This is a genomic window from Terrisporobacter hibernicus (assembly GCF_020809405.1).
Taxonomy (GTDB): Bacteria; Bacillota; Clostridia; order Peptostreptococcales; family Peptostreptococcaceae; genus Terrisporobacter; species Terrisporobacter petrolearius.
On sequence record NZ_CP081135.1, the window covers coordinates 2,901,638 to 2,916,883 of the forward strand.

The 15,246-nt window shown below is 29.7% G+C and carries 13 protein-coding genes and 1 riboswitch; of the genes, 12 read left to right on the forward strand and 1 reads right to left on the reverse strand.

Going from position 1 to position 15,246, the window contains the following annotated elements:
- The first annotated feature begins 138 nt into the window (after window positions 1-138).
- From JW646_RS14025 to JW646_RS14045, 5 genes are all read left to right on the forward strand, one after another.
- Entirely contained in the window at window positions 139-921 is a 783-nt protein-coding gene (locus tag JW646_RS14025) for a tyrosine-protein phosphatase (RefSeq protein WP_074915157.1), read from the forward strand.
- An 11-nt stretch (window positions 922-932) separates the two neighbouring features.
- Window positions 933-1,661 (forward strand): prolipoprotein diacylglyceryl transferase, encoded by a 729-nt coding sequence (lgt, locus tag JW646_RS14030; protein WP_228415494.1) that lies wholly within the window; start codon window positions 933-935, stop codon window positions 1,659-1,661.
- Between the two features lie 33 nt (window positions 1,662-1,694).
- Window positions 1,695-2,633: a 16S rRNA (cytosine(1402)-N(4))-methyltransferase RsmH gene (rsmH, locus tag JW646_RS14035; RefSeq protein ID WP_148556222.1), complete on the forward strand. Its 939-nt coding sequence runs from the start codon at window positions 1,695-1,697 to the stop codon at window positions 2,631-2,633.
- A 62-nt stretch (window positions 2,634-2,695) separates the two neighbouring features.
- A riboswitch (SAM riboswitch) is annotated at window positions 2,696-2,796 on the forward strand.
- Window positions 2,797-2,930: 134 nt separating this feature from the next.
- Window positions 2,931-4,220 (forward strand): O-acetylhomoserine aminocarboxypropyltransferase/cysteine synthase family protein, encoded by a 1,290-nt coding sequence (locus tag JW646_RS14040; RefSeq protein WP_228415495.1) that lies wholly within the window; start codon window positions 2,931-2,933, stop codon window positions 4,218-4,220.
- A 196-nt stretch (window positions 4,221-4,416) separates the two neighbouring features.
- A complete protein-coding gene (locus JW646_RS14045) occupies window positions 4,417-5,700 on the forward strand; it encodes an MATE family efflux transporter (RefSeq protein WP_331478022.1) in 1,284 nt (427 codons plus the stop codon).
- Window positions 5,701-5,760: 60 nt separating this feature from the next.
- Here JW646_RS14045 and JW646_RS14050 read toward each other — a convergent pair whose 3' ends face one another.
- Window positions 5,761-6,195 carry a hypothetical protein gene (locus JW646_RS14050; protein ID WP_228415497.1) on the reverse strand — a complete coding sequence of 145 codons (435 nt, stop codon included), beginning with the start codon at window positions 6,193-6,195 and terminating at the stop codon, window positions 5,761-5,763.
- A 349-nt stretch (window positions 6,196-6,544) separates the two neighbouring features.
- Between JW646_RS14050 and JW646_RS14055 the strand changes: the two genes are divergently transcribed.
- The 7 genes from JW646_RS14055 to murG all read left to right on the forward strand — a co-directional run bounded on the left by JW646_RS14055 (window position 6,545) and on the right by murG (window position 15,192).
- Window positions 6,545-6,892 (forward strand): FtsB/FtsL family cell division protein, encoded by a 348-nt coding sequence (locus JW646_RS14055; protein ID WP_074915169.1) that lies wholly within the window; start codon window positions 6,545-6,547, stop codon window positions 6,890-6,892.
- Between the two features lie 15 nt (window positions 6,893-6,907).
- Window positions 6,908-8,887 (forward strand): stage V sporulation protein D, encoded by a 1,980-nt coding sequence (locus tag JW646_RS14060; protein ID WP_148556227.1) that lies wholly within the window; start codon window positions 6,908-6,910, stop codon window positions 8,885-8,887.
- Between the two features lie 142 nt (window positions 8,888-9,029).
- On the forward strand, window positions 9,030-10,406 hold the full coding sequence (locus JW646_RS14065; RefSeq protein ID WP_206924093.1) for a UDP-N-acetylmuramoyl-tripeptide--D-alanyl-D-alanine ligase: 1,377 nt from the start codon (window positions 9,030-9,032) through the stop codon (window positions 10,404-10,406).
- 36 nt (window positions 10,407-10,442) lie between these two features.
- Window positions 10,443-11,408: a phospho-N-acetylmuramoyl-pentapeptide-transferase gene (gene mraY, locus JW646_RS14070; RefSeq protein ID WP_026255033.1), complete on the forward strand. Its 966-nt coding sequence runs from the start codon at window positions 10,443-10,445 to the stop codon at window positions 11,406-11,408.
- Between the two features lie 18 nt (window positions 11,409-11,426).
- Window positions 11,427-12,785, forward strand: coding sequence for a UDP-N-acetylmuramoyl-L-alanine--D-glutamate ligase (gene murD / locus JW646_RS14075; protein ID WP_148556229.1), 1,359 nt, complete (start codon window positions 11,427-11,429; stop codon window positions 12,783-12,785).
- Between the two features lie 44 nt (window positions 12,786-12,829).
- Entirely contained in the window at window positions 12,830-13,960 is a 1,131-nt protein-coding gene (spoVE, locus tag JW646_RS14080) for a stage V sporulation protein E (RefSeq protein WP_083399237.1), read from the forward strand.
- Window positions 13,961-13,974: 14 nt separating this feature from the next.
- On the forward strand, window positions 13,975-15,192 hold the full coding sequence (murG, locus tag JW646_RS14085) for an undecaprenyldiphospho-muramoylpentapeptide beta-N-acetylglucosaminyltransferase (RefSeq protein ID WP_228415498.1): 1,218 nt from the start codon (window positions 13,975-13,977) through the stop codon (window positions 15,190-15,192).
- The last annotated feature ends 54 nt before the right edge of the window (window positions 15,193-15,246 follow it).

Sequence of the window (15,246 nt, forward strand, 5' to 3'; positions counted from 1 at the left end):
AGGATAATTATCCTTTTTTCATTGTAAAATATTTATTAATTAATTATAATTAAGGCATTCTGTTTTTTTATTATTAAGAAACTGATATAATAAAAAATGAAAAGGATAATTGTTTAGGGTATAAGGAGGCTATGTTTTATGATTGATATACATTGCCACATTTTGCCTGAAGTAGATGATGGTTCTAGAAGCTTAAATGAGTCTATAGAAATGGCTTTAATAGCTAGAGAACAGGGTATAAAAAAAATTGTTAATACATCACATTATCATCCAGATTTCAGGTACAAAAAAGGCGAAGAACTATTAAAAGAGCTAAAAGATTTTAATAATGTTTTAAGAGAAAATATGATAGATATTGAAGTGTTAATTGGGAATGAAATTTACTATACTAATGATTTAATAAAACAAATTGATGAATTAGATTTTTATACTTTAAATAATAGTAGATACATACTTATCGAACTTCCTCCTACAAATTTTCCAAATGACTTATGCAATATAGTATATGAATTAAAAGAAAAAAACTACATACCAGTTTTTGCACATGTGGAAAGATATAGAGAAGTTCAAGAAAATCCTGAGTTAATATATGAGGTTATTGAAGCTGGAGCTATAATACAAATAAACTCTCATAGTATTTTAGGCAAAAGTGGAAAAGAATTACAAAGGACTTGTAATACACTAATAAGCCGAAATATGGTTCATATTGTAGGAACAGATGCTCATCGTAGCAAAAGAAGAACACCAATATTTTTAGATGCATACAAATACGTGTGCGAAAAATATTCAAAAGAAATGGCAGATAATTTATTTATTAAAAATAATAATGCAATAATAAATAATGAAAATTTATATTTGTCAAAACCTTATAAAGAAGAAGTAAAGAAAAAAGGATTTTTCAAAAGATTATTTAAATTATAAGAGGTGAAATAATGGATAGAGTGGCATTCACAATATTTGGTTTAGATGTAATGTGGTATGGCGTATTAATGGCACTAGCTATGATAATATGTGTATTTATAGCGCTAAAGGAAGGAAAAAGAGTAAACATAAGTGAAGATGATTTGCTAAACTTAGCCATAATAGCAATACCTTGTGGTTTAATTGGTGCTAGGCTTTATTATGTTGTTTTTAATTGGTCTTGGTATTCTAATAACCTATCTGAAATATTAAATTTCAGAGGTGGAGGGATGGCCATACATGGAGCTTTAATTGGTGGTATATTGGCTGGATTCATATATACTAAAATTAAAAAAATTAATTTCTTTAAGATGGCTGATACTGTAATGATTGGTATACCTTTAGGTCAAGCTATAGGAAGATGGGGGAATTTTATAAATGGAGAAGCACATGGAGGACCAACATCTTTACCTTGGGGAATAATTGTTGATGGCATTAGAGTTCATCCTACGTTTTTATATGAATCTATCTGGGATTTAGGTATATTCATATTTTTGTGGTGCTTTAGAAAGAAGAAAAAATATGAGGGTCAATTAGCTATATTCTATTTGATTTTATATTCATTAGGAAGATTTTTTATAGAAGGACTTAGAACAGATTCACTTATGATTGGTCCGCTTAGAATGGCTCAAGTAATAAGTTTAGGAACGATTATAATTTGTGTTATTTTACATAAAATATTATCAAAGAAGAAAAAATAGAGGCTAACTAGTAACTCTTAAGGAGAAGAAAAAATGGAATTTAATCATGTATCAGTACTACTAGATGAATGTATTGAAAATTTAGACATAAAAGAAGATGGAGTTTATGTTGACTGCACCATGGGTGGAGCAGGTCATTCAAAAGAAATAGTAAAGAGATTATCTGATAAAGGTTTATTTATTGGATTTGATCAAGATAAAAATGCCATAGCAACGGCAAAAGAAAGACTATCTGAGTATTCAGATAGAGTGAAGTTTGTACACAGTAATTTTGAAAATATTAAATCAGAATTAGAAAAAATAGGTATTTATAAAATAGATGGAGTACTTGCTGATTTAGGCGTATCTTCTCACCAACTTGATGAGGCTGATAGAGGTTTTTCTTATATGCATGATGCACCACTAGATATGAGAATGGACGTTAGAAAAGATTTTTCTGCTTATGATGTGGTAAACACGTATAGTGAAGAACAATTAGCTAAGATAATCAGAGATTATGGCGAGGATAATTGGGCCAAGAGAATAGCTAAATTTATAGTGGAAGAAAGAGAAGCAAATGGTCCAATAGAAAAAACAGGTGAGCTTGTTGATGTTATAAAAAAAGCAATACCTAAAAAAGCTAGAATAGATGGTCCACATCCAGCAAAGAGAACTTTCCAAGCTATAAGAATTGAGGTAAATAACGAACTTGGTGTAATAAACAAAATGATTGAAGATGCTGTTTCTATAATGAATAAAGGAGGAAGAGTTTGTATAATTACCTTCCATTCATTAGAAGATAGGATAGTAAAAAATGAATTTAAAGATTTAGCTTTAAGTTGTGTATGTCCACCAGAGCTTCCAATTTGTCAATGTGATAAAAAATCAGAAGTTAAGATTATAACAAGAAAACCAATAATTCCTAGTGATGAAGAAATTGAAAGAAATCCAAGATCGAGAAGTGCAAAACTTAGAGTAGCTCAAAAAAAATAATTTTCTTGTTGCATATGAATAAAAATATATATACAATTAACTTATTAAATTAATAGTAAAAAATCTTATCAAGAGTGATGGAGGGAATAGGCCCGAAGAAGTCCAGCAACCTATATTAGATAGGTGCTAAATCCTACTTATGGAAACATAAGAAAGATAAGAGAGAAATCTTAGATTATTAAGGTTCTTTTATCTTCAAGATAAAAGAACCTTTTTTATTTGATAAGATACAATTTGTAAGGTTTTTTATATATTGTTTAATATTATTTATATTAAATAACAAGGGGGATATAAACAATGAGTGAAAGAAAGTTGGGTTTTTCTACACTACAAATTCATGGAGGACAACAAGTGGACTCTACAACAGGAGCTAGAGCAGTTCCAATTTATCAAACAACTTCTTATTGCTTTCAAAGTGTGGAGCATGGAGCAGATTTATTTGCACTAAAAACAAAAGGACATATTTATTCAAGAATATCAAATCCAACTGTGGCAGTATTTGAGGAAAGAATGGCTTTACTTGAGGGAGGAGTAGGCGCTGTAGCCTTTGCTTCTGGAATGGGAGCTATTAATGCTGCTATATTAAATATACTTCAAGCTGGTGATGAAATAGTTGCTGCACCAACAATATATGGTGGAACATTTAATTTATTAGCCAATATGCTACCTAAATTAGGTATTAAAACTCATTTCGTAAATCCTGATGATCCAGCAAGTTTTAAAGCTGCAATAAATGATAAAACAAGATTAGTTTATGCAGAAACTATAGGCAACCCAGGTATAAATATTATTGATATAGAAAAAATTGCACAAATAGCTCATGGGGCCCAAATTCCATTTATGTTAGATAATACTTTTGGAACACCTTACTTAATAAACGTATTTGATTATGGAGTTGATATTGTTGTTCATTCGGCTACAAAATTTATTGGAGGACACGGGACGACTTTAGGTGGAGTAGTTGTTGATAGTGGGAATTTTGATTGGATAAAAAGTGGAAAATTTAAATGTTTAACAGAACCAGATTTATCTTATAATGGTTTAAACTATGCTAAAGATTGTAAAAAAGCAGCTTATACTACAAAGCTTCTGGCTCAATATCTAAGAGATACAGGAGCTTGCCTAAGTGCACAAAGTGCGTTCCAATTATTATTAGGACTTGAAACTTTATCCTTAAGAGTTGAAAAACATGTGGAAAATACTAAGAAAATTACAGAATTTTTAAATGATCATCCTCAAGTTGCATGGGTAAACTACCCAGGTTTAAAAGAAAATAAATATTATGAATTAGGGAAAAAATATTTACCAAAAGGGCCAGGATCAATATTTACTTTTGGGATAAAAGGAGGATTAGATGCAGGAATTAAATTTATAGAATCTCTTCAAATTTTTTCGCATCTTGCTAATGTGGCAGATGCCAAATCACTTGTAATTCATCCAGCTAGTACAACTCATGCTCAATTAAATGAAGAAGAACAAAAAATTGCAGGAGTTACTCCAGACATGATAAGAGTTTCTGTAGGAATTGAAGATGTAAATGACTTAATTTGGGACTTGAATCAAGCTTTAGAAAAAGCATCAAAATAGGAACATAAAAAGAAAGATGATAAACATCATCTTTCTTTTTTATAATGTAAAATCATTATTTTCAACTTCTGAATATAAATTAAATATCTGTTATAATTATTGGTGAATGTCATAAGGGGGGACTTACATGGAAATTACTCAAAATACACGGGAATACTTATTCTCAGATAAAAATTTATATAAACTTATTTTTCCCTTGATAATAGAGCAATTTTTACTAGTAACTGTAGGATTAGCAGATTCAATAATGATAGCTAGTATAGGGGAAGCTGCAGTATCTGCAGTATCTTTAGTGGATAGTATAAATATCCTTATAATAAATATATTTACAGCTCTTGCTACAGGAGGTGCAGTTGTAGCAGGCCAATATTTAGGACAGAAAAATGAAAATAATGCATGCAAAAGTGCTGATCAACTCATTCTTTTTCTTTTTTTAAGCTCTATAACTACAATGGTAATTGGGTATTTATGCAAGTATTTTATTCTTAATATAGTATTTGGAAATATAGAACAAGATGTTATGAACTACTCTAATACTTATTTGACCATAGTATTTATGTCAATTCCTTTCATAGCAATATACAATGGTGGGGCAGCTTTATTTCGAACTATGGGAAATTCAAAAATCACAATGAAAATATCAATTATGATGAACCTGATAAACTTAATAGGAAACTATTTTCTAATTTATGTTTTTAAAATGGGAATTGCAGGTGCAGCCATACCTACAGTTTTTTCTAGGGCTGTAGCAGCTATAGTAATTTTTATATTAATAAAAAATGATAATTTGCAAATTCACTTATCAAAAAAAATGTGTATGAAATTTGATAGAATATTAATCAGAAAAATACTTCATATTGGTATTCCAAATGGTTTGGAAAATGGAATGTTTCAACTTGGAAAAATTATTGTATTAAATTTAATTGCAACTTTTGGAACAGCAGCTATTGCAGCAAATGCTGTAGCAAATGCTGTTGGACTTTTTCAAATAATACCTGGTATGGCAATTAGCCAGGCTACCCTTTCTGTAACATCTCAATGTATAGGTGCAGGAGATTACGATCAAACAAAATATTATACAAGAAAACTAGTTAAGATAAGTACTTTATGCATATCCTTAGCTGTAATACTTACTTTTATAAGCATGCCATTAATTTTAAATGCATATAATCTATCTGATTATACAGCAACAATTTCAAAAGATATTATCTTATATCATGGAATAGTATCAATTATAATATGGACAATTTCTTTTGTTATTCCAAATACTCTTCGTGCAGCTAATGATGTTAAATTCTGTATGACAGTATCTATTTTATCCATGTGGATTTTTAGAATTGGCTTTAGTTATGTATTGGGAAGATATATGAATATGGGAGTTTTTGGTGTATGGGTAGCCATGAGTATAGATTGGATATTTAGAGTGGTGTGCTTTATTACTAGATATAAGGGAAACAAGTGGAAATTACATGAAATATAAAAAGCTCATTATATAATGAGCTTTTTTTAGATAATAGAAATTCATAATTTATTACTTTCATTATAAAAGATATACCGAATTAAATGGAACTTCCTTATTATTTATTTTTAGTATTATTGTATCGAAAAGTATATTTTTATCTCTTGATGAAGTTGAACCTTTTTCTTTTATAACGTATAGTTTGCTTGTTTCTTGTGAAGAGGAAGTAGTATTACAATTTATTATAAGAGTTTTATCTTCAAGGTGTAATCCTACATCAATATATTCATTTTTGATACCTTTAAAAAATATGTAACTATTATTTTTTGTTGTTATCTGATAAATTCCCTCCTCTAAATCACTGTCATAAATTACATCTAATATTTCTTTATTATTCAATGAACTTATATCTACGGAAGACAAAGAAATAGGGCTGTCTTCATTTGAATTTTTATTACAACCATAAAAAATAATAGCAGCTGATATTAGTATAATCAATAATAATATCTTTTTCATATATTCCTCCCTTTATTAAAAAGTATAAAAAAATTTTATTTATATATTTCTTATCGTATAATTCTTTAAGCTGTTATTAGAATTTTTATATAAAAACTAAGAGCTTAATTTTTCTCAGGCTTTAATTAATTTAAGTATAGATTAATTTATTAAAAATATAAAGATAATGAACATATTTAATTCTATTTAATACTTCAAAAAAATAAAAGAAAGTATAAATTTTTTAAAAAAATGTTCTACATATAAAAATTCATAATATTTTATGTATGAATTTTTGTATAAGTCATTAAAGGAAGGCAGACACAAAAAAACTAAATATGTATATACCACACAAGGCGGAGGTGATTTTTTGAATAAAAAGGAAAGAGTAAAGAACATAAATGAATATAAAAAGAGAAAAAAGAATAGATATAGAAAGAGAAAAATAAAAAGAGTAGCTAAGCCTATTTTGTTTGCATTTCCTGTGGTGTTAATAATCATCATAAACTTATGTGGTAATGCTATTGTATCAAATTACAAGTATGAAATTAATACGTTGAAAAAACAATTAAGAAAAGAAGAGATAGCTTTAGATGGATTAAAAATGGACAAATTAGAAAATTCTAGCATTACTAATATAGAAGAAAATGCAAAAGAAAAGTTAAAAATGGATTACCCTAATGAAAGTCAAATGAGATATATTGACTTAAAGGATTAGAAAGGGAGGTTGTTAATGAAAATAAAAATAAACAGCAGAAAAAGATTAGTTATAGTAATGGTGTTGGCTTGTTCCTTATTTTTAGCATTGGTATTTAGAATAGGATATTTACAATTAATTAAAGGAGAGTGGCTTAGTACAAAGGCATCAGAACAGCAAACAAGGGAGATACCTATAGAAGCTAAAAGGGGAACAATATATGATACAAATATGAAAGAATTGGCAGTAAGTGTTACAAAATATACAGTGTGGTGTAAGCCAGTTGAAGTAAAAGATGCAAAAAAAACCTCTGAAGAATTGGCAAAAATATTGGATGAAAAATATGATGATGTATACAAAAAAGTTAGTAAGAACAACATGGCTCTAGTCAAAGTAAAAAGATGGATAGATGATGATATGGCAGATAAAATTACTAAAGCAGGATTATCGGGGATATGGGTTGCTGAAGACAATCAAAGATACTATCCATATGGAAATTTTGCATCTTACGTTCTTGGTCATACCTCTTCAGATTCATCAGGTGTAGCAGGAATAGAATTAAGATATGATAATGTGCTTAAAGGAACAGCAGGAAAGCTAATCGTAAGTACTGATGCAGCGGGAAAAGAAATACCTCAAGGTTCTGAACAATATTATGAGCCAACAACAGGAAATGGATTAGTATTAACTGTGGATGAAGTAATACAACATTATTGTGAAAAAGCAGCTCAAAAGGCTTATGAAGAAAACAACGCAAGTAAAGTAACTATAATTGCTATGGATCCTAAAACAGGAGAGTTAAAAGCAATGGTAAAAAAACCAGATTATGATCCGAACACTCCTACAAAAGCAATTTACCCTGCATATGAAGAGCTATTAGAAGAATGTAAAAATGATAATGAAAAAATAAAAGCATATTCAACTATGTGGAGAAATACAGCTGTAAGTGATACATATGAACCAGGTTCAACATTTAAACTTATAACTTCTTCTGCAGGATTAGAAGAAGGTGTTGTTAAGCAAGATGATAAATTTACTTGTAGCGGAAGTGTTATGGTTGAAGGGAAAAAAATAAAATGTTGGAGGTCTTATAGACCGCATGGTTCAGAAACATTTAAACAAGGTGTTCAAAACTCTTGCAACCCAGTTTTTGTTGAAGTAGGTAGAAGACTTGGAGTTTCAAAAATGTATAATTACATAGATGCATTTGGTTTAAATAAAAAAACAGGAATAGATTTGCCAGGTGAAGCAGGAAGTATAATGTACAATGAAAAAGATGTTGGGCCTGTTGAACTGGCAACTATATCATTTGGCCAGTCAATATCTGTAACACCTATGCAACTTATTACAGCAGTGTGTTCTATAGTAAATGATGGAAATAGAATGGAACCGAGGTTAGTAAAGGCATATACAGATAATAAAGGAAATATAACGAAGAAAGTAGATCCAGTACAAGTAAAACAAGTTATCTCAAAAGAAACATCTGAACAAATGAGAGAAATAATGGAATCTGTTGTAACAGAAGGTGGTGGTAAAATAGCGTACTTACCAGGATATAGATTAGGTGGAAAAACAGGAACTGCGCAAAAGGTTATAGATGGGTCTTACGCTCAAGGTCATTATGTGTGTTCTTTTATTGGAATGGCACCAGCTGACGATCCACAAATTGTAGTACTTGCTATAGTTGACGAGCCTACAAATGTTATGCAATTTGGTTCAACAACAGCAGGGCCAATTATAAAAGAAGTAATGGGCAATACACTGAAATATCTGGGTGTAGAGCCAAAGTATACTGAAGAAGAAAAAGCCGAAAATGTGAAAAATAAAGTGAAAGTGCCTGATGTTAGAGGTCTAAGTATAGAAGATGCTACAAAAGTCTTAGAAGAGTCTAAATTAGAAGCTAATATTGATAATGATATAGATATAAAGGAAGGAACTATTATTAAAGATATGTTCCCAAAACCTGGAGTTAGCGTAAATGAAGGTTCTCTGATATCCATTTATTTTGATAATTAATATTACAGAAACTTATAAATATCTTCAAAAAAAAGTTAATATGGTATATAATTATTAAGATAAATATATAAAAGGCAATGTATGCAATGCATTGCCTTTTATAAAGATAAGCATTAAATTAAAAATGAATAAGGAGGTTAAAATGGAATATTTAACTATAAAAGAGTTAATACTTGCTAGTGAAGGACAGCTAGTTTCTAAGTGTAGCGAAGAAACTTTAGTAAATGATATAGTAATAGACAGTAGAAAAGCAAGTAAAGAAAATGCTTTTGTTGCTATAGTTGGAGAAAACTTAGATGGGCATGATTTCATTAATTTAGCTATAAATCAAGGCTGTAAAACTATTATAAAAAATAAAGATAACAACGTTGACATAGAGAATAAAGAAATTAATGTAATAGAAGTAAACAATACGGAAGTAGCTTTTGGTGATATTGCTAGACTTTATAAGAACAAATTTGAAATACCGTTCATTGCCGTTACGGGTAGTGTGGGAAAAACAACTACTAGAGATATGGTATATTCGACTATTAGTGCAAAATATAACTCACTAAAAAACGTAGGAAACTTAAACAACCAATTTGGAGTGCCTTTAACTTTATTTAATTTAAATAAAGAACATGAATGTGCAGTAATAGAAATGGGAATGAGTGGGTTTAATGAAATTGAATACCTGGTAAATATCGTTAATCCGCAAATAGGTATAATTTCTAATATTGGATATTCTCATGTGGAACATCTAGGAAGTAGAGATGGGATTTTTAAAGCAAAAATGGAAATAACAACAAACTTTGATGAGAATTCTTTATTAATAGTTAATGGAGATGATGATTGTTTAAAAACTTTAAAGGATAAACATTTAGTTTATAAACTAAAAACTTTTGGATTTGAAAAAGATAACGATATATACTGCGAATCTTTTGAAATGGATGAAGACAACATAAATTTCATAGCAGTTATTGATGGTAAAAGAGAAGAGTTTTTCATTCCAACAGTTGGAAAACACAATATATATAATGCTATGGCAGCAATACTAGTAGGAATTAATCTGAATATGACCTTAGAGGAAATAAAAGATGGTTTAAAAAATTTCCAATGCACAAAAAATAGGTTAGACATAATAAAAAGTAATAATTTAACTATAATTGACTCAGTTTATAATGCAAGCATAGATTCTATGACGGCGGCATTAAATATCCTTGGAAGATATAAAAGCAGAAGAGTAGCAATACTTGGAGATATGTTTGAAATGGGTGAATTTGCAGAATTTGGGCATAGACAAGTAGGAAAATCAGCTTTAAACAATGTGGATATATTAATATCAATAGGAAAGGATTCAGAGTTTATAGTAAAAGAATTAAAAGAAAATAATATGAACCCTGACAATCTTTATCATTTTGAAACAAAAGAAGAAGCAATTGAAAAGCTAGATGATATCATAAAAGAAAATGACACTATTTTAGTTAAGGCATCAAGAGGAATGCATCTAGAAAAGGTTGTTGAACATCTTAATAAATAGACAAAATAATTAGCGAACTAGGGAGAGGAGTTTTATATTATGTTAGGAATAACACAGCTTACGTATACAGCGATAATCGCATTTTTAATAGTAGTTATATTAGGACCAATATTTATACCAATGTTAGCAAAATTTAAATTTGGTCAAACGGTTAGGGATGATGGACCACAAACTCATTTACTAAAAAATGGAACACCAACTATGGGTGGAGTAATAATGATAATAGCTATTCTTATTACTGGACTAACAAGAGCAAAAATAGATAGGGACTTATTAGTAGGACTAATATGTATAACAGGATTTGGATTTGTAGGATTCTTAGACGATTTTATTAAAATTAAAATGAAAAGATCTTTAGGACTAAAAGCATATCAAAAAATTGTATTACAATTTGCTCTTGCACTATTTGTTGCTTATTATCAATACAGTGCATCACCAAGTGCAACTCAAATAATGGTTCCATTTACTGATTATGTAATAAACTTAGGACCTTTGTATGTACCAATAATGATGTTTATTATAATAGGAACAGTAAATGCTGTAAACTTAACTGATGGTTTAGATGGTCTAGCATCAGGAGTGACTTTAATAGTATCAGCATTCTTTATGATGTTGGCAACAACAATAGGTAACAGTGATGTTGCAATACTTGCAGCAGCTACTGGGGGAGCTTGTTTAGGGTTCTTAGGATTCAATTCATATCCTGCTAAAGTATTTATGGGGGATACTGGTTCTATGGCCTTAGGAGGAGCGGTAGTAGCTTTTGCAGTATTAACAAACTCAGTACTTTTAATACCAATAGTAGGAGGTATTTATTTTGCAGAGGCTATATCAGTAATATTACAAGTTGTATCATTTAAATTAACTGGTAAAAGAATATTTAAAATGGCGCCAATACATCACCATTTTGAACAATGTGGATGGCCAGAAACTAGAGTTGTATTTATATTTTGGATAACTACAGTAGTATTAGCATGGATAGGAATAATTGCAGTATTCTAATCACTAGGGGGGAAAACAATGAACCTAAAAAATAAAAATATTTTACTTGTTGGGTTAGCTAAAACAGGTGTTTCAACAATTAAATTATTAAACAAACTAGAAGCAAATATAATAGTTAATGATATAAAAGATGAAGAAAAATTAAAAGATATTTTACTAGAATTAAAAGATATAAAAAATGCTCAGTATATTCTTGGATATCATCCAGAAAACGTAGACCATATAGACTTAGCAGTTGTGTCTCCTGGAGTACCTTTAGACTTGCCTTTTATATTAAAACTAAAAGAAAATAATATAGAGATAATAGGAGAAGTAGAGCTTGCTTATAGACTCTCTAAAAATCCTGTATTTGTAGGTATAACTGGAACAAATGGAAAAACGACTACAACATCTTTAGTAGGGGAAATATTTAAATCAGACAATAAGGACACATATATAGTGGGAAACATTGGAAATCCTGTTATAGATACAGTAGAAACTACAACTGAAGATTCATATTTAATAACAGAGTTAAGCTCATTCCAGCTGGAAAGTATTGTTGACTTTAAACCTAAAGTTGCATCAATATTGAATTTTTCTCCAGATCACTTAAATAGACATCATACTATGGAAAATTATATAGCTGCTAAAGCTAATATATTTAAAAACCAAGATAAAAGTGATTTCGCAATATTAAATTATGACGATAAAGAAGTTAGAAGTCTAGAGTCTAATTGTAATGGCCAAGTAATATTTTTCTCAAGAAAAGAAAAACTTGATAAAGGTGTATATTTAGACGAAAACAACAATATAGTTATTCATATAGATAAAAAAATTGTTTTATTAAATAAAAAAGAGCTTAGTTTACCAGGAGGACATAACCTAGAAAATTGCATGGCTGCTATTGCTATGTCTTACGTATGCAATGTGGATTTAGAAACTTTAAAGCATGTATTAAAAACATTTAAAGCTGTAGAACATAGATTAGAATATGTTAGAACATTAAATGATATTATATTTGTAAATGACTCTAAGGGAACTAATCCAGATTCAACTGTTAAGGCAATAACTTCTTATGAAAATCCAATCATACTAATAGCTGGTGGATACAATAAGGAAAGTGATTTTAGTGAGCTTTTAGAAGTAGGAAAAGAAAATATTAAAGCCCTAGTCTTAATGGGTGAAACTTCTAGTACAATTGAAAAATGTGCTAAAGAAAAAGATTATAAAACTATAATTAAAGTTAATAATATGAAAGAAGCTGTAGAAGCTTCTTATAACCTAGCTGAAAGTGGAGATGTTGTTCTTTTATCTCCTGCTTGTGCAAGTTGGGATATGTACAAAAGTTTTGAAGTGAGAGGACGCGACTTCAAAGATAATGTTAACAACTTAAAATAACTCCTTCAAAGCAATTTACTGCGAAATGGAGGGTAGTCTATCAGATGCCTAGTAAAATTTTAAAAAAGCAAATTGACAGGGGGATGAAGACTGATTTTGATTCAGTAGTATTTTATACTACCATGATTTTAGTATTTTTTGGGATCATCATGGTGTTTAGTGCAAGTTATATTCAATCTTCATTTAAACATAATGATCCCTATTTCTTTTTAAAAAGAGATTTAATTTATGCAACACTGGGATTTATAGGAATGATGGTTCTTTCCAATGTTGATTATAAACTTTGGAAAAAATATGCAACACCTATTTGTATAGTTGCCATTATATTTTTACTTTTAGTTTTAACACCTCTTGGTATTGAAGCTAATGGTGCTAAGAGATGGCTAGGTGTTGGAGGAGCAACTTTCCAGCCATCAGATATAGCTAAATTTGCTTGTGTTGTGTTTACAGCAAAACTAATAGAAAAACGATACGATAAAATAAAATCTTTGACAAAAGGTGTTTTACCGCTTTTGTTTATGCCTATGCTAATATTTGTATTAATAATGCTTGAACCTAACATGTCTACAGCTGGTACAGTAATACTTGTAACCTTTGTTATGCTGTTTGTAGCAGGAATGAATATGAAATTTGTTGGCGTTATGGGCTTATCAGGAGTGGCGCTATTTGGTCTTCTAGTAATGATAGAACCTTATAGATTAAAACGTATTACTTCCTTTTTAGATCCGTTTCAAGATCCACTAGGAGCTGGGTATCAGGTCATACAAAGCTTATATGCATTAGGATCAGGAGGATTATTTGGCCTAGGTCTAGGGAAAAGTAAACAAAAATATTTTTACATACCAGAACCACAAAATGATTTTATATTTGCCATAATAGGTGAAGAATTGGGCTTAATAGGATGTATCTTAGTAATTATGTTATTTATATTACTAGTTTATAGATGTGTTCGTATAGCTCTAAAATGTGAAGACATATTTGCTTGTATGTTAGTAATAGGTATAGGAGCTTTAATAGGTATTCAAGCAGCACTGAATATTGCTGTTGCCACATCGACTATGCCAAACACAGGGGTAGCCCTGCCATTTATAAGTTATGGAGGAACCTCGCTGACCATGCTTATGGGGGAAATAGGAATAGTGTTAAACATCTCAAAACATGTCAAGATTAAATAACAGGAGATGATACAATGAAGGTATTACTATCAGGCGGAGGAACGGGAGGACACGTTTATCCAGCAATAGCAATCGCTAACAAAATAAAAGAAGAAAATCCTGATTGTGAGATATTATTTGTAGGAACAGAAAAAGGTATAGAATCAGAAATAGTTCCAAAATACGGATATGAGTTAAAAACTGTAACAGTACAAGGATTTAGAAGAAAAATAGATTTTGAAAATGTAAAACGAGTATTTAAACTATGTAAGGGGTTAGAACAATCTAGAAGAATAGTTAAAAAATATAAACCAGATATAGTAATAGGAACTGGTGGATATGTTAGTGGACCAGTTTTATTTAACTCAGCTTTAAATAAAACTGTAACAATAGTTCATGAGCAAAACTCATTCCCTGGAGTAACAAATAAAATACTTTCTAAAGTAGTTACAAGAGTTCTTACAAGTTTTGAAGATTCTCATGAAAGATTTCCAGAAGAAAGTAGAAATAAGCTAGTTCTTACAGGAAATCCAGTAAGAAAAGAAATATTACAATCAAGAAAATCAACTTCAAGAAAAAAACTTGGAATAAGTGAAGATAAAAAAATGGTTCTTTGCTATGGTGGTAGTGGTGGATCAGAAGAAATTAATGATGCAATGAGACTTGTAATAAAAAATATGGTAAAAGAAGACATTGCATTTATATTTGCAACTGGAAAACTATACTATGATGAATTTATGGAATCTTTAGGAGAAGTTTCTTTAAAACCTTATCAAAGAGTAATGCCTTATTTGGATAATATGGCTGATGGACTTTCTGCAAGTGATATTGTAATAGGAAGTGCTGGTGCAATATCTTTAGCAGAGATAACGGCCCTTGGAAAACCATCTATTATAATACCGAAGGCTTATACTGCTGAAAATCATCAAGAATATAATGCTAAGAGTATAGAATCTCAAGGTGCAGGAATTGCTATATTAGAAAAAGATTTAACTCCTGAAAAATTAAATGAAGTAGTATTTAAATTACTAGGAGATAGAGAATTACTTATAGATATGGCAAATACAAGTAAATCTATTGGTAAACCTCAAGCAATAGATTTAATATATGATGAAATTATGAAAGCATATAATGAAAAGCAACAAAATAATATTTCAAAAAAAGAAAAGAAAGAATCAAAAGAAGTAGCTAAAGAAATAAAGGCTAGTGAGGAAGTAAAGGAAATAAAAACAATAGGAATAAAGAAAAAGTAACATATACCCCCTCTAACTCATAATATTTAATAATAAGGGATTTAATATTATGAT